The organism is Prosthecobacter sp., assembly GCF_049294395.1.
Classification (GTDB): Bacteria; Verrucomicrobiota; Verrucomicrobiia; order Verrucomicrobiales; family Verrucomicrobiaceae; genus Prosthecobacter.
Map to the genome: position 1 here is coordinate 1 of NZ_JBAQCR010000263.1, position 22,643 is coordinate 22,643.

Sequence of the window (22,643 nt, forward strand, 5' to 3'; positions counted from 1 at the left end):
CGCCGGCAGTGATTGGGCGGCTGGAGATCCCGCGCGCCTGATCAAAATGCTGACTCATGGCCTCAGCGGCCCGATTCGTGTGAATGGCCAGGAATTCAAGCAGCTCGCCCCCCTGCCAATGCCTCCCATGGGGCTGAACGACCAGCAGGTCGCCGATGTGCTGAGCTATGTGAGGGCCAATTTCAGCAATAAAGCGCCCGCCGTGACGCCCGAGCAGGTGAAAACTGTGCGTGCCGCCACGGCGGACCGCACCGCCTTGTGGACAGAAAGCGACCTGGCGAAGTAAAAGGATTCACGGCTAGCATTGAACTTGCTGCGATTTAAGGCATCGAATGAGCGTGCCTTCTGACGCCCCCAAAAAGACCCGCCGCTGGTGGCGATGGTTCAAACGACTGATGCTGGCCGGCCTGGTGCTGCTGGTGCTGGCCGTTATTTTCCATGAACCGCTGCTGCGCTGGGTGATTGGATATGGCGGCCATCGCGGAGCACGGATGGCGGGGATCGATCTCAAATGGGAGGTGGAAGGCTCCGTCCTGCGGGATTTAAAGCTCAGCCACATCGAAGCCAGCGGGTCGCTGGTGGAGCATGCGACGATCGGGCAGGTCGAGGTGAACTATGATGCCTGGACTTTCATCCGAACCCGGAACCTGGACATCATCAGGAGCGTGGTGCTGAAGGATGCGGATGTGGCGCTGGACCTGCGCAAGCTGACGCAGGACACCAAGGTGGAGGTGAAAGTGAAAAAGCCGTCGTCGGGCAAGCCGCCGCCGCTGGTGTGGCCAAAGGCCATCGACATCGAAAATGTGAATGCCGAGGTGACGCTGGCAGACGGAAGGAAGATCACGGTGCGGGGTCTGACCCTGCGGGTGGGCGAAGGCATGCCGGGGATTTTCGAACTAGCCGAGTTCAAGATGGAGCCCGGGAACCTGCGTGTCGCGAATGTGAAGGCGCAGGTGCAATGGGGGCAGCATACGATGACTGTTTCGGGACTCGATCTGCCATATGGCGGGAAGCTGAAGTCGTTCGCGGTGGATTTGAGCGAGTGGGACAAGGATGCCGCCAGCGTGAAACTCGATGTGGGCATGGGCAAAGCAGCCGTTGTTGTGGAGGCCCTGGCACGCGGCATGTTTGGAGGCACGCTGCAAACCAAGGCTGATGTGCGTGTGCGGGATCTGGCATCGAGCGAATTGAAGGCCTTGAAGCTGCCGGAGGGAGTCGAGTTCGGGCCGGTGAGTGTGGATTTGCATGCGGAAGGCGATCCGCTCAAGCCGATGACACTGGCAGCGGATGGCAAGATCCGCATTCCGGATGTGCGGGCGGCGGGCGCCATGCTGGATTCGATCACGACCACGCTGGAGATTAAAAATGGCGTGGCGCGCGTGAAGGAACTGAAGGTGCTGCGCGGGGTGAACGAAGTGGTGGCGGAGCTGGAGGCGAAGCTGGCGGAAGATGTGATGAAGTCACCTTGGACGGCCAAGGTGAACGCGAAGATTGCCGATGTGACTCAGTTGCTGGCAAAGCCGCCCGCGGCGAGGGGGGGGGTGGAACTGACCGCCAATGCCAAAGGAATCGGCGCCACGCCGACTCAGGTCGCTGCGCAGGTGAATGGCACGGACCTGGGTTTTGAAACTTATAAGCTGCCCAAGCTCGCGGTGCAGGTGAGCCTGGATGGAAAGGAGGCGAAAGTGAGCGTGCCTGCACTGATGCTGGGCGCAGGAAATCGCTTGGATCTGAATGCGACGATGATGATGGAGGATGCCATGCCCGTGAATGCGCAGTGGCAGATCCAAATCGATGATCCGGCGGCCTTGATGCAAGCGGTAGGGCTGCCACCGCAGCCGCAACTAGTGACGGCGAAAATCGCCACTGCGGGCAAAGCGGCCTTCAAAGTGAATGATGTGATGAACGCGACCGCCGATGTCGATCTGAGCGTGACGGAAGGCCGCTACGGCGGGGCTCCGCTGCCAGTGATCACGGTGAAAGTGAATGTGGCCAATGGCACCGCCACACTTCAGCCCTGCAGCATCGTGGTGGATGAGCAGAACCGCATCGATCTGAAGGGCCAAGCGAAGCTAAAGGCGCCATGGGGATTTGATCTGAATGGAGACATCGCACTGCCAGTGCTCGCGAGTTTGAACCCGCTGCTGGCTGCGGTGAAAGCGCCCGCCATTGAGTCGGGAAGTCTTGCGCTGAAGCTGACCCTCAATGGTGACGCGAGCCCATGGCGCGGTGAAGGACGTGTGGAGATGCAGGTGGTGAAGGCGAAGGTGGCAGGCATGCCGGAAGCGGCGGATATGAACTTGAAGACTACCTTTGCCGGCACCACGGCGCAGATCGAGACGATGCAGGCGGTGCTGGGACCGTGGAAGCTGGTCACCAAGGGCGTGGTGACAGACAAGGAAGCGCGAATGACCGAGTTGAGCTTCTGGCAAAAGGAGCGGCAGCTGATGAGCGGGCATGCATATGCGCCTTTTGATGTGATGCAGACTGGCGTGACAAATGGCGTGCCAATGGACGTGGTGCTGAATGCACATGAGCTGCCAATACATGAAATCGCGGCTGCGGCGGGTGTGAAGAGTGTGCCGCCGGGATTGTTGAGCGTGGATGTGAAGATTGGCGGGCGGCTGGACACGACGGATGCCATGGTGAAAATCGGTGTGAAGGAACTGAAAGCGCCCGGACTGCCGAAATCGTTTCAACCCGCCACGGTCGATGTGCTGACGACGCTGAAGGCGAATGAACTGCTACTCGATGTGAAGGTGGTGCAGGCGCCTCTGCAACCTCTGACGCTGAAGGCGACGGTGCCGGTGGTGCTGACGAAACTGATGAAGCAACCGGAGCTGGCGAAGGATCTTCCATTAAAGGCCACCTTGGATCTGCCGGAGAGCGATTTGAGTTTTGTGCGCGAGTTTGCCCCAGATGTGGTGAGATCCGTGCCGGCGAAATTAAAACTTCATGCGAGCGTGGGCGGCACGGTGAAGGCACCACTGATCGATTCGGCGCTTGATATGAACGCGCCGGAGATCGACTTCGTGAGCGCTGACATGCCGAGCATGCGAGATCTGCGAGTCAAGGTGCGCAGCCATGATCGCAAGGTGACGTTGGAGGACATCTCGGTGATGCTGGCCGGTGGCAAGGTGCGGCTGGGAGGAACGCTGGATGCCGCCAACACACAGGACCCGCGATTTGATCTGAAGGTGGAGGCCCGTGAGGCCCTGGTGATGCGGAATCCCACTTCGAGCGTGCGAGCGAACGCAGACATAGCCTGCGTGGGAACTTTGAAGGCGGCACGCGTGAGCGGAACGGTGGAGGCGGTGCGTGGCCGCATCTTCCAAGAGGTGAATCTGCTGCCCAATGTGACGGGCATGATTCAGCAGGGTGAAAAACTTCCACCACCGCCGCCTTCGACCTCGAAGGTCGATCAAAAGCTGGCCCTGCCGCCGATGCTGAAGGACTGGACGTTTGATCTGAAGGTGAAGACGCGTGACCCGGTGGTGATCGCGGGCAATCTGATGAACGGAGCCATCTCAGCGGACATCGCTGTGGGCGGCACGGGTGCGGCACCACGAGTGACCGGCTTTGCGAATGTGGACCGCATGGTTTTGAAACTGCCGTTCAGCCTGCTGAAGATCACCAAGGGCGTGGTGACGATGAATCCGGACAACCCCTTCACGCCAAAGCTCGATGTGCGAGGGGAGTCGCGCGTGGGGAGCAATGACATCACGCTGTATGTCTATGGTGATGCGTCGAATCCGAAGACACGATTTACCAGCACGCCGCCGCTGTCCGAAGCGGACATTGTCACGCTGCTGGGCACGGGCATGACGCTGGGCGGCGACAATGCGCAGATGGCGAGTGAAGCAATGACGCGCGCGGCGTTTCTGGTGATCGCCGAGACTTACCGCAAAATTTTCCACAAGAAAAAGACGGTGAGCCCCGACCCGCCGAGGCTGCACACGACCTTCAATCCCTCAGGAGCAGACCGTGCGAATGACAGCATGCAGGCGATGTATGAGATCACCCCCAAAGTCAGGTTCATCGGCCGCTTTTCACAATCAGGGCGCATGAAGGCGCTGCTGGGGTATGTGCTCCGATTTGGCAAGGCGGCGAGAGCCATGGATGAGGACCCACAGTAAAATGACGAATGACGAAAACAGAATGACGAATGCCGGTCGGCTGCGGTGCAGCGGGCTGGTTTTGCTGGCGCTGTTTTGCGTGCTGGGAAACGCATGGGGATATGAAGTGCGTTTTGGCCAGACGACGGTTCACGTGGATGGCGTGGAAGAGGCCCAGTGGGAGGATCTGCGCAGCATGCTGATGGACCAGCTGACGCTGAATGGCAGCGGCACACCCGGTGAACCTCTGGCGGATGACCTGGCGTTTTTTGTGCGCCAGCATTTCATCCGCGCAGGATGGCCGGACGCTGAAACGGCATGGAAGATGGAACCCGGGGGCATTCATCTGACCGTCAAACCAGGCAAGGCTGTGCGAGTAGGAACGGTGACTCTGAAAGGCGAAATGCCGCTGCCCGAGGAAGAGCTGAAGAAGTACCTGATGAAGCCCACGCTGGAGCGTGAGGACGTGGACAAAAAACTGCCGCAATGGGTGGAGGCTGACATGCAGCAGGGCGCTGGGCTGGTGCAGCGGCGCCTGCGCGCCGAAGGGTATTTGAATGCAGAGGCAATGCTGCTGCCTGCACCTACCGCCGGTCCGGACATGCGGCGTGATCTGACACTGGAGATCAAAACGGGACCCAAGTTTACCTTTGGCCAGGCATCCATCACGGGATCACCGCCGGAGCTGGAAAAACTGACGCGGGCGGAGATGACGGAGGCAAGCGGGACGCCCTTCAATGAAGCCCGGGTGCAGCAGATCCAGAAGCGACTGGATTCGATCTGTGCCGAGCATGGCTGGCTGCACTCAACGACCACGGCAGACTACAAACTGGGGAAATCCGGCGGCACGGTGGATGTGGTGTTTCGAGTGCAGGCCGGTGACCGCGTGCGCATCAATCGGATCACGACGCATGAAGCCTTCAGCCGCGGGGCCAAACGCGTGCTGCTGGCGAAATTCAAACCACTGACGGGCCAGATTTACGAAGCTGAAGAGGCCGACTTCCTTTTCAAGCGGGCTCTGGACACGGGGATGTTTGCACTGCTGGACACCAAGGTGCTGCCTGAAAATGGCAACATGGCTGAGGGCAATCTGAGAATCACGGGCGAGGAGACCAAGCCTGTCACCATCGGCTTTGAGCCGGGCTATGACACTTTCCTTGGACCGCAGTTTGGTGTGACTTATAAAAACACGAACTGGCGTGATACGGGCAACACGCTGGCGGCAGAACTGAGCTACAGCATGGCGGGGCCGGTAGGCTTTGTGAGTCTGACCAACCCGGCGGTGTTTGATTCGCAGTATTCCATGACAACACGCCTGGCGCTGGAGCAGTTCAATCGTTTCGAATATGACCGAGTGGGCACATCCCTGAGCCTGGATGTGGCGAGGCGGGTGAATCAGGCGCTGAGCTATTCGTTATTCATCGGCACGACAGCCAACACGGTCAGTTCCAAAATACTGACGCTGCAGCAGACGGGACCCACGAACTACTCACTGATGAACGTGGGTGGCAATGCGATGTATGACCGACGGGACAGCCCGGTGCTGCCCAAGAAAGGCTGGTATATTTCCGGGCGAATCGAGAGCTCCACCGATGCCCTGGGATCAGGTGTGAGCTTTGTGCGATCAGATCTGCAAGGCGCCTGGTACATCCCGATCACCAAGAAGTTCCGCTTTGCCACCGGGGCGCAGCTGGCAACGATCCAGGGAGCGACGGCGGACAAAATCCCCATCGACAGCCGTGTGTTCAACGGTGGTCCATTCAGCGTGCGCTCCTTTGGCATGCGCAAACTGGGGCCTGTGACGCCGGGAGGCACACCGCTGGGAGGAACCTCGGCGCTGTTTGCCAGCGCTGAATTTTCGTATGAGGTCATGACCAATTTGGAGTTCGCGATCTTTGGTGACATCGGCAGCCTGGGCCAGGGAAACAACTCGTCTCCTCTGTCGTATTCCTCAGACTTCCGTGAGGCCATCGGCGCGGGTTTGCGCTACAAGCTGCCGTTTGGGCCCATCCGCATTGACTACGGGCACAATCCCAACCGCCGCACGGGAGAGCAGAGCGGCTTCCTGCATGTGACGGTGGGGTTTGCGTTTTGAGTCAGCTGGCGGCGGGCTTCTTGCTGAACCCACCCACGACGGTGTGATAGCAGCCCCAGAGCACCAGCACGCCGCCGAGCGCCTGCGCGACGGTGAAGGGTTCGGCAAACAGGGTGATGCTGGAAAGCGAGATGACGACAGGCACCGTCATCTGAAAGGCACCACCTGCAGCAACCGAAAGGAAACGGAAGCCCTCCGTCATGGCCAGCTGACCTATGCTGGCGCACAACGCAGCCGCTGTGAGCAGCACCACGTCCATGGTATTGAGTGACGTGAAATGAGCAGCAGCGAGTGGCAAGGAAAGCAGCAGCGCATAAATGCACTGAGAGGAGAAGATGGTGGCGCTGGTCTCTGTGCGTGTGAGCTGACGGATCACGACGACGACGGCTGCAGCAAGCACCGCTCCGACAAGGGCGATCATTTCGTGATGCCCAAAGCGTGCCATCGTACCGGGTGCCAGTCCGGTGAGCAGGCTCAGGCCGGTCAGCGCCAGCAGAATGCCGAAGAGCTTCACGAGCCCAAGACGCTCATGCAAAACGAAAGCGGCCATGATGGCGGCAAAGATAGTCCAGGTATTGCCAATGAGGGTGGCCTTGCCAGCTCCCAGCGGCCCGATGGTGGTGTAGTAAGCTGCGGTGCCCAACGCCCCAAGCACACCGCGTGAGGCGAGCAGCCAGCTTTGGAAGGAGCGGCGGAGCTTCAGCGTGCCTGCAGGGGCGAAGAGAATGATCGTCAACAGCAGCCCGACGGCCGCACGGAAGGTCAGCGACATCCAGGGATCGATGTTGCGATGCGAGGAAAGATCCTTCAGCAGCAAAGCATTGCCGGAAAAGCAGATGAGTGAGAGCAGCATCGCCTGCGCGCCGCGGCGGGGATGATGCTGGAGTTGAGTATCAGGAGGGCTCATGGAGGTGCCGGTCTGAGGGCTACCTTCTGGCATCATATCTGATTGTTTTGTCTCGTGATGATGAGCGCTTTTCGCGCAGGGTCCTCAAACCGTGGTGTCAGGCATGCCAAAGGGCGCGCACCGTTTTTACAACGGCACGAATCACAATTCGGCTGGCAGGTTTGAGGTTCATCAGACGTGGGGATCATGGATGTGAAATACGGAAGTGCAAACCTGATCTTTTTGCACCCGGTCCGGAAATAAAAACGGGCGCGGCGACACCACTCGCCACGCCCGCTGTAATGACTCAACACCAACTTTTGTGCTGACTCAAAATGTCCTAGAAGATCACTGACAAGGCGACACGGCCATTGATGCCGGGCTGGGTGTACCGGTCGAGACTCGGATTCGACGAGTCGACACCGCGCACATTTTGATACAGCCAGTACTTCTGGTTGGTCAGGTTGTAGAGACCGGCGGTAAGAGTGACGTTTTTGGAGAGCTGCCAGCGGGCCACGAGGTCGAGGGTGAGAGCGCTCGGAGTTTTGAACTGATTGATCCCGCCGGGGGTGGAGTTGGTGGCCCCCTTGTGCGCATAGTAAGTCGATATCAGCTCCACCTGCCACGTCTCACGACGATAGCGCAGACCGGTGACGAGCTTGAAGGGATCCACGCTGGCGAGGGGCTGCTTGTTCTGGCCATCCCAGCCCTGGCTGTACGCGGCATTGGTGAAGGCACCGAAATTGCCCAGAGACTCATGAATGAATCCGAACGTCGTATCTCCTTTGAATTCGAGACCATAAATCTCTGCTGAGGTGAGATTGGTGCTTTGGTAGATGATCGGATTGCCTGGAGCGCCGGTGCCGCCGACCTGCATGAAGGTGTTGATGAAGTTCTCGTAGTGATTGTAATAACCTGCGAAGTTCCATGAGGACTCTTTTCCTTTGCGGCGCACACCGATTTCGAAGCTGTTGCTGGTTTCTTTTTTCAGGTCCGGATTCGGAATGGTCTGGTAACCGAATGCTGTGTTCGTGATGGTGGCGTTCAGTTCCTCGCTGCTCGGATTGCGGAAGCCGTTCGAATACTGGAAGTAGGCGCTGTGCTCCTCGTCGATCCTGAAGAGATAGGCCAGCTTTGGCGCGATGGCGAACTGGTTGAAATCCTGCGGTGCTCTACCGGCACTGGCGCTCAGGTAGAGAGGGTCTGAATGCGTGGCGACGTCGTAGTACTCGGCGCGCACGCCGGGGGTGAGGCGGTGACGCAGCTCCCTGCCCCAGGCAATCTCATCCTGGAGGTAAACACCCACACGGGAAGTGCGCGTATCAGGCATGTCTTTCAGCGGGTACGTGTCTGGAGAAATGACCTTTGTGACCGTATTCGTGGTGAAGTTGTACTCCGTGGCATCACGCACGCGACGGGAAAAGGAAGTGACCATTTCAGTGCCGTAGGCCAGCATGTGGTGCAAAGCGCCCGTTGTGAAGGCTTTGCTGAAGTTGAAATTCGCCCCGATGTGATCCTGACGGTACATGTAATCACGAATGCGCAGGCGATCCTGCGGGGTTGGGGTGATGCGGTCACGGTCCTCAACCTGGTGCTCCGGCGTTTCGGAAACCTGATAGTACATGTTCCAGGTCAGCTTGTCGAAGATCAGGCCAAGGCCTGCGGCGTCATACTTGTGCTCCAAACTGAAGCGCATGCGGCGCAGATCATCGTTCAGCAGCAGGGAGTTCACGTTGTAATTAAACCCGGGGGCTGCCACCACCACACGTCGCGCACTAAGGAGGTCGTTGTCACTGGAGCGCTCGAGGTACTCACCTGTCAGCTCGAAACGATGACGGTCCGAGGGGTGCCACACCATTTTGCCGAGCCAGTTGTTGACGTTGTAGGTGCTGGTGTCTGGATGGACCGCGCCGCGGTTGTCGATCTCGTGGCCATCGCGCCGGGTGTAATGGAGCAGGAACTCCACATTGCCCGCGCGTTGTGCCATGCTGATCGTGTGGCCCCAGCTGTCATCGGTGCTGTCATAGCGCGTAGTCAGGCGTGCCACGGAGTTTCTGCCGCTGGGCGAAAGCATCAGGAGGTCTTCTGGATCAATGGTGGTGAAGGAAACCACACCCGCTAGAGCATCACTGCCATAGAGGGAAGAGGCAGCATTTTTGAGAATTTCGACCTGCTTGAGAGCATCCACGTCAACGAAGTCACGGCCGATATTGTAGGCACCGCCAAAGGTGAACTGATCCGCCTGACGGATGCCATCCATTGTCATGAGGACACGGTTGCCATCCAGACCACGAATGTTGATGCTGGAGTTTCCGGCCCGAGAGTTTGCCGCCGGGCCTGTACCACCCACGCCAAATGGAACGCTGACACCGGGTTCGTAACGCGCATAATCGCGCATGCTGGTGGCCAGAGTGAACACGTTGGCATCCTTGTCCAACACCGTGACAGATGCAGGAATGTCAGCGGCTGACTGTGCATGACGGGAGGCGACGATGACAACTTCCGCAAGCACCGCGCCAGCTGCGGAGTTCTGCGTTTTGATTTCTTTTGTCGCCAGTTCTTCAATATCCTGTTCGGACTTGGGCTGTTCCTGGGCCACGAGCGAGAGACCGCAGACGAGCATGAACAAAGAGAGTTTGTGTATTAACGCGGGAGGTGATTTCATGGGCCGCCGCTCTAGCTCAGCGGAGGCATGTGGCGCTTTCGTTGGAATGACCAAGAATGACGCTCATTTGCAGTGACCAGCATCCCTGATCATTTGAGCGTCACTATTTCGCAAATGAGCGCAACCCCTGTGAAATCATATGGCGGCAGGGCTTCGGAGCAGCAACACATCAGCAGCCTCTGCTGCCACGAGGCGCAAAGGACAGGCGGCGGGCACGCGAAGGCGCTCGCCACAGCGCAGGCGCACCTCCGCACCGTCAAGATACGCAGCGGCTTCCCCAAACGTGATGACCACCGTGGTTTCATCCGCCGCACAGGCTTCGTAACATGGGCAGCGGCGGTCAAGCCCCAGCAGGTGTGCCTGCACACAGTCATTGTAGAACAGACAGCGCTGTGCAGCCTCGGTACGCAGACGGCTCATGAACGTGGCTGGGCTTGAGGTTCACCCCTCTCTGCCATGGCAATTTTCTCCGCATGGGTGCGCGCTTTGCGGCTGCGACGCCGGCATTCCATGATGCGGCGCAGCAGCGCTGGATTGAGATCAGGACGAGAGTTCAGGCGGGTGTGATGATTGGTGTATTGCATGGCAGCACGCCCTTAGTCATGCGCCATGCACCTGCGCTTTCGCCGGTTTGACGAAGACTGCCGCTGATTTGCGCACGCGAAGCAGGCAGCACATTTGACCGCCAGATTTCGGCAAAGCAACGAAAGCGCAGCCACCTGATGCAGGCATATCAAAATGACATACCCAACTCATGGACCCCTCTCATTCCTCTCGCCGCATCGCCTTTAGTTTCACTCTTGGCACCTTCGACATCGAACGCATGAATCCGGATCTGTGGAGCTATGATGATGAATGCGGTTCGGCGTATGTGCAGCTCGACGGCTGCTGGTCGCGGCTGCTGCCTGCCCTGGGCAAAATAGGATGGCTCATGGCCTGTGCACCTTCCAGCCCGGTCACGGCGGCGGTGGCGCTTAAAGAGGCGAGGTTTGGGCCTGTGCCAGATTCACATGACTGGGTATGCCTGGAAACGGGCGTTGAGATTTGCGCAGCGAAGCTCGGAGGTGTGCTCGCCACCCTGGAGCCGCTGGAGGGCGCGCAACAGAGCGCCGCGCTGCAGTTCTTTGACCTCAATGGCGAAGGCTGCCTGAAGCTGCTCATCACGAACCGCAGCGATGTCACTGCTTTTCAACATCTGGTGCGTCGTCATGCCATGGCGCACCACCTCTCACTCTTTGGTCCGGCTGGTTCTGCTGCTGCGTTGGTATTGGGAACAGAGCCAGACGCCCAGGCCGTGCGCAGTCTCTGGGGGGGACTGCGACGCACGCTGCCGACGAGCGCCTTCCCTGGTCTGGAAGGCGTCTCGCGGCGGCGTGCGTTAGGCGTGGCCGGCCCCCAGCATGCCTGGCAGATCCGGGAGACTGCGGTGATGCCCCTCATCCGTGCCATGACGCTGGCAGATGCGCCGCTGGGCATCGGCGTGCGTAATGAGGCTGTGTTTCTACCCGCCGGCATGTGTCCGACTCATTGGGCGGACTGCTGCTGTGGCACCACGTTTTTCGCGGGCACTTCGCAGCTCACACTGCGCCAAGAATTGAGCCAAGCTCAAGCCTGGGCCACGCGCTTCGAGGTGCGTGGCAGGGAATCTCTCTGTCTTGAAATCTATGACTATGGTGGGAACTTCCGAGCCGGACTGGGCCTGTGCCCGGAGGCTGCGCCCACACATCACATCCAGTGGAATCACTGGCTGCGTGAGGCGGCGTGCTGAAGTCTTATTTCATGGCACGATGCACCTGCTCCAACGCCAGGACGGTGTAGGCGGTGACGAGCACTGGATCGCTTTCCATCCAGCGACCGGAGGCGGTGTTGGCCCAGGAGCCGTCGCTGTTTTGCAGGCTGATGAGTTTACGGGAAAGGTCGGCGGTCCAGTTGGCAGAACCGGATTTGGTTTTCAGTTGAGTGATGCCCGCTGTGGCCAGGGCCTTGGCCATCGTGTGGTAGTAGTAGAACAAGCCCTCTGCACCCATGCCGGGGTTTTCCTCCACGGTATAGTTGTTGCCCAGCCATTCGAGCGCAGCGACCATGCGTGGATCTGATGGGGTGAGACCTGCGTAAATGAAGCTGAGCATGCCCGCGTAGCTGATGCTGCCGTAATAACGCATCGGGACTGGGCCATCGTCTTTTTTGCCGCCACTCGGAGCCTGCGGCACGGGCGTGTAGCCAAAAGCGCCGGTGTTTTCTTTGTCAACGCCTGCCCAGGGCTGGTCGTTCGATGCTTTCAGATTTTGGCAGCGGGAGACGAACTCAATGGCGGCCCCCCAATTGAGATCGTCCTTTTTATCCACAGGCTTGCCGGTGTCTTCGAAAAGCTTCTTGGAGTAATACAATGCCTCCAGAGCAAAGGACGTATTGGAAAGGTCCGCATGTGCGCCCTGCTGCGCACCGCCGTAGCCAATGCCGCCGTCGAACGGATTGTCCGTTTTTCCCGGTGTATCAGCATCGTTTTGCTGATGCGCCACGAAGTTCCGCGCGCGGCGAATGATCTCCTCATCCTCCGGACGTGCGCGCAGCACCAGGGCCATCAGACAGATGGCGGTGTTGTAGTTTGACCGCGCCTTCGTATAGATGCCGCCGTCCGGCTTGACATTCTTGAGGAGAAAATCGTAGCCGCGCTTCAAGGCGTCTGACGTGTCAACCCCCGCCGGATTTTGAATCAAAGCGGAAAGCACCAGCGCGCTGAGCGCCGGATCTTCTATCATCCCCCAATGGCCGCGGTCCTTGTTCTGCTGTGATTTGAGATAATCCAGCCCGCGTGTGATGGCCTGCTGCACGTCCTGTTTGGTTTGAGCGGAGAGAACGCCACCGAGCATGAAGAAGACCATGGAAATCGTTTTCATGGCATGAACTGCATCACTGAACTTGCCGCGCACAACCCGGAAGTTTGGAAAAAGCAGCGTTGGAATTGTTTTTGACCATTCCCTGCCTGTCCGATCATTCGGCACTCAGGTCATTTTAACGCCAGTATTGCACAAACCAACGCAAGCGGCGTAACGTAGCTGCTGTATCGCAGGTGTCTGTATGAAAGCTTTTCCACTGATTTCCCTATTTCTAATCGCCTTCACTTCTGCCCTGAGGGCGAATGACACCCCGCCAGAGATGCCCCTGTCTGTTGCGAGCTTTGGTGCCGCAGGCATGCCGGATGGCTCCTTGTATTTCTATGGCGGTCATAGTGGCAAACGTCACAAATACAATCGTGACGAAGTGCATGGCGATCTGTTTCGCTGGAAGCAGGGTTCAGACAAATGGGAGGTACTGGCGAAGGATGAACCGGCGCAGGGCGCATCCCTCGTCGCAGCCAAGGATGGTGTGATCCGTATCGGCGGCATGGCTGCCCGCAACGCCAAGGGCGAGAAACAGGACCTGTGGTCAAGCGAGACAGCGGCGCGCTATGACATCGCCAGCGGCAAGTGGGCTCCCCTGCCAAAACTGCCCCAGCGCCGTTCCAGCCATGACAGCATCATCTGTGGCGACACTGTCTACGCCATCGGCGGATGGAGGATGGAGGGCGAAGCGGACTCTGTGTGGCACGACACTTATCTCACCCTCGATTTGGCCAAGACTGATGCGACCTGGCAGAGCCATCCGCAGCCGTTCAAACGCCGCGCTCTGGCAGTGCAAACGATTGGCGCGAAGGTATATGCCATCGGAGGAATGACGGATGAGGACAAGACCACGAGTGCTGTCTCCGTGCTCGATACGACGACAGGCAAATGGAGTGAAGGCCCGTCGCTGCCTGCAGAAAAGATCGGTGGTTTTGGTTTTGCCGCTGTAGCGCATGAAGGACGGCTGTTTTGCAGCGGTGTTACCGGCCAGTTGCTTGAGCTGCGCGGCGAAAACTGGGTGGCGGTCGCGAAGCTCGCTCATCCACGGTATTTTCATCGGCTGCTGAGCGGAGGAACTGGAAAACTTATCGCCATAGGAGGGGAGAGCCGCGAAGGTGTCAAAGCGCCGCCGGAAGTCATCACCCTGCCGGCTGTGGATTCGGCACCACTGCCCGCCGCCCCAGCCCCGGCGAAGGCCGCAGGCAAGCACCCCTGATCTTAAACAGTCGAAATAACTGGAACCCACCCTAGCAAAGGGTGTGATGTGATGAGAAATTGAGACTGAGTATCAATCCCAACTACCAATGCCCGCTGCCGCCCCAGAAGCTCCCTTTCGCTCATGGACCACCGTGCCCGAGCGAATCGAGGCCGACTGGGCGGATGCCACGGCTACAAATGCCCTCGTGGCTCATCTCAATTTTCGGGGTGACGCAGAGATGCGCTGGAAGGATGGCAGCAGCACCACGATTCCAGCGCGAACGACTTGCTGGCTGCGCGCCAGTCCGGCGGAGATGCTGATGGCCCGTCGACTCGCCAGTCGTGACCGTCATGAGTGTCTCACGCTGGTGTTTCCGGATGCCTGGCTGCGTTTGACCTTAAAAGGCGTCACCTCGCAAGTGGGCGATGCATTTCAGCCGCTGATCAGCGGCACTTCACGCTGCGTGCTCCGCCAACCGCTGACTGAGGAGGATGAAGGCTGGGCGCGTGGAGCCATGCCACCCCATTTGTGCTCTCAGGCGAGACAGTTGCTCGACTCGGCGCGTCTGACTGAATTTTTCATCCACTCCATCTTCCGCAACGAGACAGCCCAACAAGCAGGGAGCGCCATCAGCCGCACTTTGCGAGTCGCCCAAGAGCGCGTGCAGCGCGTCAAGGATCTGATGCTTGCGCAGATCGATTCGCCGCCTTCTCTGGATGAACTGGCCGCCACGGTCGGCTGCAATCCGAGCTACCTCAGCCGCACCTTCACGCAGATCGAAGGCACCACACTCTCACAATGGCTGCGCCGCGTGCGCATTGAACACGCCGCATCCCTCATCGCGACCGGGAAGTGCAATGTCTCCGAAGCGGCACTCGAAGTGGGCTATCAGAGCTTCTCGCACTTCAGCCGCGCTTTTGCGGAGGAGAAAGGCGTGCCGCCTTCGCAATGGGTGCGCCGTTTGAGCGGAGACAAGTAGACCCGCCTCACTTCTTCTCTTCTTTGACTGTCCAATACAGCGAGGCGCTGTGGCTGATGATGCCGAAGGGGACACCATTGAAGAAGCCAGGCAGTTCTTCAGAATAACGGGCAACGGCAAGCAGATACTGGCCGGGCTTGGAGATGTCTGGAGCACGCACGTAACCCTCGGCATCAGCCTGCAATTTCTGATCGCTGACTTTGGGAGAGAAGAACAGCAGTTCGACACCACCGAGGGGCTTGCCACGGAAATAAACACGCGCTTCACCGGGCTTGCCGGTGGGAACGACGTCCATCGTCATGGCAGGTGTACCGGCTCCCGCGCCTTCCGGCTGCCAGCGGCAGTAAAAGATGGGCGCACGCGCAGGCTTGTCCTCATGCAGTTTGCGCACGGTGAACTGCGCCTGGGCAAAAGCAGGCCGGGTGCCATCGACTTTGCCGAGAAAGAAATGATCCTTCTTTTTGACCACATCGAAGACCTGTGGCTGACCTTTGTCGTCAAGCGTCCAGCCAGAGACCTGAACGAAGGAATCCAGATGACCGGGCGAGACTTCGTATTCATCTCCCCACTGGGCAAATCGTACGCCGAGACCGGCATTGTCCGGCAGTTCTTCAATCCAGAGAGAATGTGCGGAAGCTGCCAGCGGCAGCAGGCTGAAAACGGCAAGAGCGAGGAGTGAGCGGATCATGGTGGGGTTGGAGGAGATGTTCGCGGACCACATACATGCAATGAACGCGGGGTTCTTGCGGGCATTTGTCAGGAACTGTCGTTGTCTTGCGGTGCCACACTTCGGGCGATCACGCCCACATCTTCCGGTCCAGCGTGCGATAGCCGATGGCTTCAAACACATTGTCGGCGCTGATTTTTTCGTGTCCGCCGAGGTCAGCCAAAGTACGTGCCACTTTGAGAATGCGATCGTGAGCGCGGGCGCTGAAATTCATCTCGCTCATGGCGTGTTCGAGGCAGCCTGCGGCCTCGGCATCAAGTTCGCAGTGCTTTTTGATGAGGCGTGGCGTCATGCTGCTGTTGGCATGAACACCCGCATGCTTGGCAAAGCGCTCCTGCTGCATGCCACGTGCGGTTTCGACACGCTTTCGAATGGGCTCGGAGGCTTCACCTCCCTCGCGTGAAGCCAGCGCCTTGTAATCAACGAGCGGCACATCCACATGAAGGTCGATTCTATCAAGCAACGGACCACTGATGCGCTGACGATAACGCTGAATCACAACCGATCCGCAACGGCACTCGCGCTTGAGATCGCCATAGTAGCCGCATGGGCAGGGGTTCATCGCGGCAACGAGCATGAACTTGGCAGGAAAGGTGACGGAGCCTGCGGCGCGTGAGATGGTGACCTTGCCATCTTCGAGCGGCTGGCGCAGGACTTCCAGCGTGCTGCGCCTGAATTCAGGCAGTTCATCAAGGAAGAGAACCCCGTTGTGCGCCAGGGAGACTTCACCCGGACCTGGATTGGAGCCGCCGCCGAGCAGACCGGCATCACTGATGGTATGATGCGGGGAACGAAACGGACGCGTGGCCACGAAGGCGCTGGCTTCGCCGAGCAATCCTGCAGCGCTGTGAATTTTGGTGGTTTCAATGGCCTCCTCTTCGCTCATGCCGGGCATGATGGTGGGAATGCGTTTGGCGATCATCGATTTGCCGGTGCCCGGAGGCCCGATCATCAGCAGCCCGTGTCCACCGCTGACGGCAATCTCGATGGCCCGAATCGCATCGGCCTGACCTTTCACGTCATTGAAATCAATGTCGTAGTGGGAGACAGCGGCGAACAATTCCGTCGCACGGCAGGGCTCAGGTGCAATTTCCACATCGCCTTTGAGGTAATCCACAACTTCACGCAGATTTTGCACGCCCACGATGTCGATCCCGGCCACAACGCTGGCCTCAATGGCAGCGCGCTTCGGCACGAGCAACCGTTTACGCCCTTTGCGCCGTGCTTCCAACGCCACCGCGAGCAGGCCACGCACCGGCCGCAGTTCTCCATTGAGGGCCAGTTCCCCGATCATGGCGGTGTCGGCCAGCATGCCCATGGGGATTCTTGCCCTGTGCGCGATCAAGGAAATGGCGATGGGCAGGTCAAAGCCGGGCCCCTCCTTTTTCAAATCAGCGGGAGCCAGGTTCACGGTGGTCACTCCGTCGTTCATGATAAAACCAGAGGAGGAAATTGCCGCAATGACGCGCTCGCGGCTTTCCTTCACTGACGCATCCGGCAGACCCACGATGAACATCTTGGGAGTGCCACCGCCGTCATGCGATTCAATCTCCACCTCCAGGGCATCGACGCCGAGGAGGGTGGCTGAGTAGGTGCGGGCAATCATTCGCCCTGACTATTGAACGCCTATGGATCAGCGCAAGCCGGGAGCTTCATTCGTTTGACCAATTCGAACGACCAAAGATTGGGAGCGAAAGGCATTCTTAGGGCACCCCCGTTTCTACATCAAAACAAGACGCGCCAATTGCAATTTAGAACAAAGGACTTGGATTGCCGCAGGGCCGTAGTTATGGGAAACCAGCTCCTAACATAAATATCCCCCATCAATGAAGGTCATTTTACTTTGTGGCGGTCTTGGCACCCGCTTGCGAGAAGAAACGGAATACCGCCCGAAGCCCATGGTTCCCATCGGCGGCCAGCCGATTCTCTGGCACATCATGAAGACCTATGCGCACCACGGATTCACTGAATTTGTCCTCTGCCTGGGTTACAAGGGAGAGCTCATCAAGGACTATTTTCGCAACTACTTATGGAATCGAAGCGATGTAACTCTCAAACTGGGCCGTTCCCGCCAGATCATCTACCACAATTCGCACGAAGAAGAGGACTGGACTGTGACACTCCTGGAGACTGGATTGAACACGATGACCGGAGGGCGGCTGCTGAGGGCGATGCAACACATAGGAGATGAGGACGTGCTTCTGACCTATGGTGACGGACTGACAGACGCAGACATCGGTGCTTCCGTACGTTTTCATGAGGAGAACAAGGCCCTTGTCACCATCACTGCCGTTCAACCTGCAGGACGTTTTGGCGAACTGGGGATCGATGGAGTCACCGTACGATCCATTGAGGAGAAGCCCAAAACCAAGTTCATCAATGGAGGGTACATGGTGGTGGACCGCCGTGTGCGTCAGCTCCTGGACGGCGATGACTGCGTGCTCGAGCGCGAACCATTGCAACAACTGGCCCGGGATGGAATGATAAACGCCTATTGCCATCATGGCTTCTGGCAATGCATGGACACCTTTCGTGAATTTGAAATGCTGAACAAGATGTGGGACGCAGGCACAGCACCGTGGAAAGTCTGGTGATGTTTGGCGGGATTTACAAAAACAGGCGCATACTGATCACCGGTCATACGGGGTTCAAAGGGGCATGGCTCGGTCAGTGGCTGCATCGACTGGGTGCTGAGGTGCATGGGCTCGCGCTCCCCCCGGACACGGACGCAGGAGTTTATGCCACCGCCTGCCATGGCATTTTTTCCAGCGAGTCGGCGGTGGATATTCGTGATGCCGCCGCCACGGCAAAGGCCGTTCTGCAGATAGCACCTGAATTCGTGTTTCATCTGGCGGCACAGTCTTTGGTCCGCCGGGCCTATCGCGAGCCGCTGGAGACGACAGCCACAAATGTCATGGGCACAGCCCACGTGCTCAACGCACTGCGCTCCCTGCCCTCGCCCCCCAAGGCGGTGGTCGTGGTGACTTCCGACAAGTGCTATGAAAATGTGGGCAGACAACAGAGCTATCAGGAAACGGACCCCATGGGAGGACATGACCCCTATTCTGCGAGCAAGGGTGCCACCGAAATCATTGCTTCGGCTTGGCGGCGTTCTTTTTTTAATGGGCCCGAGTCGGTGCGTCTGGCCACCGCCCGAGGGGGAAATGTAATCGGCGGCGGGGATTGGGCCGAAGATCGCATCATCCCGGACTGCATCCGCGCCCTGCGAGCCGGGACTGAAATCCCCCTGCGAAATCCCACTGCCACACGCCCCTGGCAGCATGTGCTTGATTGTCTGAGCGGGTACCTGTGCCTGGGGGCGCGTCTGGCATCGGCTCCCGTAGGGAGCGTGTTCTGCAGTGGGTTCAATTTCGGCCCCTCACTGGCGTCCGTCAGGTCTGTGCGGGACCTGATGGAGGAAGTCATGCTCCACTGGCCGGGCAGATGGAAGGATATTTCCGAAGGTCAGGGCCCTCATGAGGCGCAGTTTCTCCAGCTTGCCATCGAAAGGGCCGCGACGGAACTCGGCTGGACACCCGTCTGGGATTTTGCTACAGCGGTGCGGCATACGGTCGAGTGGTACCGTCACCAGAACGAAGGGACAGCATTGATGGAAATCACCGCTGGTCAGATTTCAGCTTATGAGCAAGATGCCATGCGCTCAGGCGCTGCCTGGGCTGCGTTCGCATGAAATTCTCCCCCACCAAAATCCAAGGCTGCTTCATCGTGGACATCGAGCCACGCACGGATGACCGGGGCTTTTTTGCCCGCAGTTTCTGCCGGCGAGAATTTGCTGAGCAGGACCTCTGCACGGAGTTTGTGCAGGCAAACATCTCGTTCAATCACGAAGCCGGCACTCTGCGAGGCATGCACTGGCAGGATGCCCCCCATGCCGAGGTCAAGGTGGTACGCTGCACGCGGGGCATCGTCTTTGATGTCGCGCTCGACCTCAGGCGTGAATCCCCCACTTACCTGCAATGGACCGGCGTCGAGCTGAGTGCTGAAAACGCGCGCTCCCTCTACATCCCGCAGGGCTGCGCCCATGGATACCTGACCCTCACCCCGGACGCAGAAATGCACTATCTGGTCTCCGCTTTCTACGCCCCCACGCATGACCGCGGCGCACGCTGGGACGACCCCGCGTTCGGCATCCAATGGCCGAACACGCCACGGCGCATCCTTTCAGCTCGAGACGAGTCGCATCCTCCCTGGCAGCCATGAAGCGCATCCTCGTCACTGGCAGTTCAGGCTACCTTGGCAGTCGGATCGCCATCCGTTGCCGCCAGACCGGGCATCACGTCATCGCCACGGCACGCAATCCCACAACCGGGCTGGAGCAGGCCCTTGGTCTCCCCGTGATGGCTTTCGATGTGCAGGACCCCGCCATGGCCAAGTTCCGTCTGCCCGCCGATGCCCTGATTCACTGCGCCACCGCCAGCGACATCGTCTCACGTGATTTTTCCGCGGGCGTCAATCTTTCCGTCCATGGCACGCGCCATGTGCTCGAACTCGCCATTCACAACGGCATTCGGGAGATCATCTTCTTCTCCTCCGTTCAGGTTTATGGCACCGAACTCGAAGGCACCATCAGCGAAAGCAGCCCGCCCCACTGCGAGACCCCCTACGCCCTCAATCACCTCCTCGGTGAGGAAGTGTGCCGTTACTATGCCCACCGCCACGGCCTGAACATCGTTCTCCTGCGGCCCGCCAACGGCTATGGCGTACCAGATGCCCCCACGGTGAACCGCTCCGCCCTGGTACCCATGTGTTTCGTCAAAAGCGCGCTTAATGAGGAACGCCTCGTCCTTCAATCCTCAGGAAAGCAGCGTCGCAATTATATCTCCACTGACGAAATCGCGGACGCCTGCCTCCACCTCCTGCAAAACTTCCCCGCCGGAGATACAGTGATCAATGCCGGCTCTTACTGGTGCCCGAGCATACGTGAGATCGCCGACATGGTGGCGGCGGAGTATCACCACCGCACAGGCAGGCCGCTCCCGCGGAGCATTCTCTCACTCATGCCCGATCCTGGCAATTGCTTCAGCCTTGAATCAAGCCTCGGATTTCTTCGCCCCACCGTGGCTGGATCCCGCGAACACATGGCTGACGTCATTCGCAGACTGTTTGACTATTTCCAGCGCGGCCACGAAGGAGTCTCCGCTTGAGAACGCACTTCCCGCAAGCCAAGGTCGATGACATGCCTGCTTCTTCGCCCCAGATTTCCATCTGTCTTCCGACGCGAAACCGCCTGCAGGCAATCCAGCGGACGCTCGGCCAGATCACGGCGCAGACCTTCACGAACTGGGAGCTGATCATCACGGACAATGCTTCCGAGGAACCGGGGAAGGTTGATTATCTCAAAAAACTCGCCGCTGCCGATCCTCGCATCAAGCTGCACCTGCAGCCAGTGAACATCGGCCTCCACGCCAACTGGATTTTTGCGCTCAACCAGTGCAGCGGCCGCTATTACATCGCCACCACGGATGACGATCGCTGGGCTGAATCCAGCTACCTTGAGAAACTAATGTCGATGCATGACGGCCACACCGGCATCGTTTACCCAAATCTCTCCATCGACCTGCCTTCGACAGGAGAATTCAGGGAGAAAGTGCTCACGAGCGTTTATCACAACGACATGTCCCGTCATGAAATCTGCGACCGCATGGTCAAGGACCGCCGGGGCATCCTCATGCTGGGTCTGTTTGATCTCCAAGTGGTTCCTAAATCAGCAATCATCAGTGTTTATGACCATGGTCGGCACGAGCACTGTGAAACAGTGGGAATGGTCCGCATGGTGCGGGACTATCCCACGAAATTCTGTCCTGAAGTCTCTTACATTCATACCACCTACGAAGGCAATTACAGCCGCAATTGCGACCGGGAAGTCGTGTTCAGGGATGGCGGCATCGGCACCTTTCAACTGCTCGATGAGCTTAGGCTGGCTGCCGCGCAAGATCCGGGTTATGAGCCGGCGTTGCTGTCGCAGTGGTACAATGCAATCCGCTACTGCCGCGATGTCATGGAGAATTATGAGGTCAAAAGGAAAGGTGTGATCTATTTCAAACCCAGGAAGAAAAAGGGGCACATCCGAGCCTTCATTTCCAGCAAACGCAAGGCCCTGAAGACCTGGTTTAAAGGCAAGCCAACTCCCTCCCCCACCCCATGAGCAGGGCTCCCACAACTGCACTGACCATGCAACTTTTTCAAACATCCTAACCCCATGCAGCGTGTGATGAAATGGTTCGCGGATTTGTGCCAGTGTCTTAAAAACGTGGCATGCCGGACAAAGCAGGAAGCGCAGTTGCTCCAGCACACACAACTGCAAAACCGGATCACCGAACTCGAACTTTACATCTACCACACCACAGCCGCCCAGTCTTTTGACTATGACGCAGACAGCCTGCGCGTCTGGAACAAGAATGTTGACTTCATGTCGGACCCGCGATTCAGGCAGGCCTACTTCAGGGGCATGGACTCGGGGCACCAGATTGGGCGTGCCCCTGGCTCCCATGACGACATTCACATCGAGTGGAGGGTCCACATGCTTCTGTGGGCAGCCAGCCATGCCGCTCATCTCGAAGGCGACTTTGTCGAGTGCGGCGTGAACACGGGCATCTTCTCGCTGGCCATCTGCGATTATCTGGATTTCAACAAAACAGGAAAATCCTTTTTCCTGTTCGACACGTTCGAAGGCATCCCGGTGGAGCAGATGAGTGAAAAGGAAAAAGCTGGCAAAGCGGAATTCAACAAAACATGCTTTCCGGAGTGCTTTGAGCAGGCCAAAGCCAATTTCCAACCCTACCCTTCAGCCATTTTAGTGAGGGGAAAAGTGCCCGACACGCTGACTCAGGTGGACATCCCCAAGGTCGCCTTCCTCTCGATTGACTTGAACATTGCCACTCCTGAACGGTTGGCCCTGTGCTTCTTCTGGGACAAGCTTGTTTCCGGCGCTGTGATCGTGTTGGATGACTACGGCTGGAAAGGCTATGAGGAACAAAAGACGGCACTGGATGATTTCGCACGCGGCAAAGGTGTGATGATTGCAACGCTCCCCACCGGGCAGGGACTTTTGCTGAAACCTTAGTCCTCAGTCATC

19 protein-coding genes are annotated in these 22,643 nt (G+C 58.5%); 12 read left to right on the forward strand and 7 right to left on the reverse strand.

The genetic code is table 11. From position 1 onward, the window contains the following. The 3 genes from WAW39_RS17975 to WAW39_RS17985 form a co-directional block, all read left to right on the forward strand. Positions 1-286 (forward strand): c-type cytochrome (locus WAW39_RS17975; RefSeq protein ID WP_422320569.1); only part of this gene is annotated, 286 nt, incomplete at its 5' end. A 46-nt stretch (positions 287-332) separates the two neighbouring features. Continuing rightward, entirely contained in the window at positions 333-4,136 is a 3,804-nt protein-coding gene (locus tag WAW39_RS17980) for a translocation/assembly module TamB domain-containing protein (protein WP_422320570.1), read from the forward strand. 1 nt (position 4,137) lies between these two features. Beyond that, positions 4,138-6,210, forward strand: a complete 2,073-nt coding sequence (locus tag WAW39_RS17985) for a BamA/OMP85 family outer membrane protein (protein ID WP_422320571.1) — start codon at positions 4,138-4,140, stop codon at positions 6,208-6,210. A gap of 1 nt (position 6,211) precedes the next feature. On the opposite strand, the gene WAW39_RS17990 is transcribed toward WAW39_RS17985, so the two are convergent. From WAW39_RS17990 to WAW39_RS18005, 4 genes are all read right to left on the reverse strand, one after another. Continuing rightward, positions 6,212-7,117, reverse strand: coding sequence for a DMT family transporter (locus WAW39_RS17990; protein ID WP_422320572.1), 906 nt, complete (start codon positions 7,115-7,117; stop codon positions 6,212-6,214). A 319-nt stretch (positions 7,118-7,436) separates the two neighbouring features. Continuing rightward, positions 7,437-9,761 carry a TonB-dependent hemoglobin/transferrin/lactoferrin family receptor gene (locus tag WAW39_RS17995; RefSeq protein WP_422320573.1) on the reverse strand — a complete coding sequence of 775 codons (2,325 nt, stop codon included), beginning with the start codon at positions 9,759-9,761 and terminating at the stop codon, positions 7,437-7,439. Between the two features lie 135 nt (positions 9,762-9,896). Continuing rightward, positions 9,897-10,181 (reverse strand): hypothetical protein, encoded by a 285-nt coding sequence (locus tag WAW39_RS18000; protein WP_422320574.1) that lies wholly within the window; start codon positions 10,179-10,181, stop codon positions 9,897-9,899. Next, positions 10,178-10,345: a hypothetical protein gene (locus tag WAW39_RS18005; protein WP_422320575.1), complete on the reverse strand. Its 168-nt coding sequence runs from the start codon at positions 10,343-10,345 to the stop codon at positions 10,178-10,180. Before WAW39_RS18005 ends, WAW39_RS18000 begins: the two co-directional genes overlap by 4 nt. A gap of 170 nt (positions 10,346-10,515) precedes the next feature. Between WAW39_RS18005 and WAW39_RS18010 the strand changes: the two genes are divergently transcribed. Continuing rightward, positions 10,516-11,529: a hypothetical protein gene (locus tag WAW39_RS18010; RefSeq protein ID WP_422320576.1), complete on the forward strand. Its 1,014-nt coding sequence runs from the start codon at positions 10,516-10,518 to the stop codon at positions 11,527-11,529. 4 nt (positions 11,530-11,533) lie between these two features. Here WAW39_RS18010 and WAW39_RS18015 read toward each other — a convergent pair whose 3' ends face one another. After that, entirely contained in the window at positions 11,534-12,658 is a 1,125-nt protein-coding gene (locus WAW39_RS18015) for a prenyltransferase/squalene oxidase repeat-containing protein (RefSeq protein WP_422320577.1), read from the reverse strand. 259 nt (positions 12,659-12,917) lie between these two features. On the opposite strand from WAW39_RS18015, the gene WAW39_RS18020 reads away from it, so the two are divergent. Next, positions 12,918-13,859, forward strand: a complete 942-nt coding sequence (locus WAW39_RS18020) for a Kelch repeat-containing protein (RefSeq protein WP_422320578.1) — start codon at positions 12,918-12,920, stop codon at positions 13,857-13,859. 88 nt (positions 13,860-13,947) lie between these two features. Then, on the forward strand, positions 13,948-14,820 hold the full coding sequence (locus WAW39_RS18025; protein WP_422320579.1) for a helix-turn-helix domain-containing protein: 873 nt from the start codon (positions 13,948-13,950) through the stop codon (positions 14,818-14,820). 7 nt (positions 14,821-14,827) lie between these two features. Here WAW39_RS18025 and WAW39_RS18030 read toward each other — a convergent pair whose 3' ends face one another. Both WAW39_RS18030 and WAW39_RS18035 read right to left on the reverse strand, forming a co-directional pair. Then, the gene (locus WAW39_RS18030) at positions 14,828-15,508 is read right to left on the reverse strand and encodes a hypothetical protein (RefSeq protein WP_422320580.1); all 681 of its coding nucleotides are present in this window, start codon (positions 15,506-15,508) and stop codon (positions 14,828-14,830) included. A 109-nt stretch (positions 15,509-15,617) separates the two neighbouring features. Further along, entirely contained in the window at positions 15,618-17,153 is a 1,536-nt protein-coding gene (locus WAW39_RS18035) for a YifB family Mg chelatase-like AAA ATPase (protein WP_422320581.1), read from the reverse strand. A 220-nt stretch (positions 17,154-17,373) separates the two neighbouring features. On the opposite strand from WAW39_RS18035, the gene rfbF reads away from it, so the two are divergent. The 6 genes from rfbF (at position 17,374) to WAW39_RS18065 (ending at position 22,631) form a co-directional block, all read left to right on the forward strand. Beyond that, positions 17,374-18,141 (forward strand): glucose-1-phosphate cytidylyltransferase, encoded by a 768-nt coding sequence (rfbF, locus tag WAW39_RS18040; protein WP_422320582.1) that lies wholly within the window; start codon positions 17,374-17,376, stop codon positions 18,139-18,141. Continuing rightward, positions 18,105-19,238, forward strand: coding sequence for a CDP-glucose 4,6-dehydratase (gene rfbG / locus WAW39_RS18045; protein WP_422320583.1), 1,134 nt, complete (start codon positions 18,105-18,107; stop codon positions 19,236-19,238). The genes rfbF and rfbG overlap by 37 nt, the downstream gene beginning before the upstream one ends. Further along, the gene (rfbC, locus tag WAW39_RS18050; protein ID WP_422320584.1) at positions 19,235-19,768 is read left to right on the forward strand and encodes a dTDP-4-dehydrorhamnose 3,5-epimerase; all 534 of its coding nucleotides are present in this window, start codon (positions 19,235-19,237) and stop codon (positions 19,766-19,768) included. Before rfbG ends, rfbC begins: the two co-directional genes overlap by 4 nt. Then, complete coding sequence (locus tag WAW39_RS18055) at positions 19,765-20,712, forward strand: NAD-dependent epimerase/dehydratase family protein (RefSeq protein WP_422320585.1); 948 nt, start codon at positions 19,765-19,767, stop codon at positions 20,710-20,712. Before rfbC ends, WAW39_RS18055 begins: the two co-directional genes overlap by 4 nt. Continuing rightward, on the forward strand, positions 20,709-21,713 hold the full coding sequence (locus tag WAW39_RS18060; protein ID WP_422320586.1) for a glycosyltransferase family 2 protein: 1,005 nt from the start codon (positions 20,709-20,711) through the stop codon (positions 21,711-21,713). The genes WAW39_RS18055 and WAW39_RS18060 overlap by 4 nt, the downstream gene beginning before the upstream one ends. Before the next feature lie 66 nt (positions 21,714-21,779). Next, on the forward strand, positions 21,780-22,631 hold the full coding sequence (locus tag WAW39_RS18065; RefSeq protein WP_422320587.1) for a TylF/MycF/NovP-related O-methyltransferase: 852 nt from the start codon (positions 21,780-21,782) through the stop codon (positions 22,629-22,631). Positions 22,632-22,643 lie beyond the last annotated feature (12 nt).

What these genes read in the sequence shown, in the direction of transcription:
- WAW39_RS17980 (WP_422320570.1), top strand. Translation starts at nt 333, where the DNA reads ATGAGCGTGCCTTCTGACGCCCCCAAAAAGACCCGCCGCTGGTGGCGA.
- WAW39_RS18010 (WP_422320576.1), top strand. Translation starts at nt 10,516, where the DNA reads ATGGACCCCTCTCATTCCTCTCGCCGCATCGCCTTTAGTTTCACTCTT.
- WAW39_RS18000 (WP_422320574.1), bottom strand. Translation starts at nt 10,181, where the DNA reads ATGAGCCGTCTGCGTACCGAGGCTGCACAGCGCTGTCTGTTCTACAAT.
- WAW39_RS17990 (WP_422320572.1), bottom strand. Translation starts at nt 7,117, where the DNA reads ATGAGCCCTCCTGATACTCAACTCCAGCATCATCCCCGCCGCGGCGCG.
- WAW39_RS18025 (WP_422320579.1), top strand. Translation starts at nt 13,948, where the DNA reads ATGCCCGCTGCCGCCCCAGAAGCTCCCTTTCGCTCATGGACCACCGTG.
- WAW39_RS18020 (WP_422320578.1), top strand. Translation starts at nt 12,918, where the DNA reads ATGCCCCTGTCTGTTGCGAGCTTTGGTGCCGCAGGCATGCCGGATGGC.
- WAW39_RS18065 (WP_422320587.1), top strand. Translation starts at nt 21,780, where the DNA reads ATGAAATGGTTCGCGGATTTGTGCCAGTGTCTTAAAAACGTGGCATGC.
- WAW39_RS18015 (WP_422320577.1), bottom strand. Translation starts at nt 12,658, where the DNA reads ATGAAAACGATTTCCATGGTCTTCTTCATGCTCGGTGGCGTTCTCTCC.
- WAW39_RS18035 (WP_422320581.1), bottom strand. Translation starts at nt 17,153, where the DNA reads ATGATTGCCCGCACCTACTCAGCCACCCTCCTCGGCGTCGATGCCCTG.
- WAW39_RS17995 (WP_422320573.1), bottom strand. Translation starts at nt 9,761, where the DNA reads ATGAAATCACCTCCCGCGTTAATACACAAACTCTCTTTGTTCATGCTC.
- WAW39_RS18005 (WP_422320575.1), bottom strand. Translation starts at nt 10,345, where the DNA reads ATGCAATACACCAATCATCACACCCGCCTGAACTCTCGTCCTGATCTC.
- WAW39_RS18055 (WP_422320585.1), top strand. Translation starts at nt 19,765, where the DNA reads ATGAAGCGCATCCTCGTCACTGGCAGTTCAGGCTACCTTGGCAGTCGG.
- WAW39_RS18030 (WP_422320580.1), bottom strand. Translation starts at nt 15,508, where the DNA reads ATGATCCGCTCACTCCTCGCTCTTGCCGTTTTCAGCCTGCTGCCGCTG.
- rfbC (WP_422320584.1), top strand. Translation starts at nt 19,235, where the DNA reads ATGAAATTCTCCCCCACCAAAATCCAAGGCTGCTTCATCGTGGACATC.
- rfbF (WP_422320582.1), top strand. Translation starts at nt 17,374, where the DNA reads ATGAAGGTCATTTTACTTTGTGGCGGTCTTGGCACCCGCTTGCGAGAA.
- WAW39_RS17985 (WP_422320571.1), top strand. Translation starts at nt 4,138, where the DNA reads ATGACGAATGACGAAAACAGAATGACGAATGCCGGTCGGCTGCGGTGC.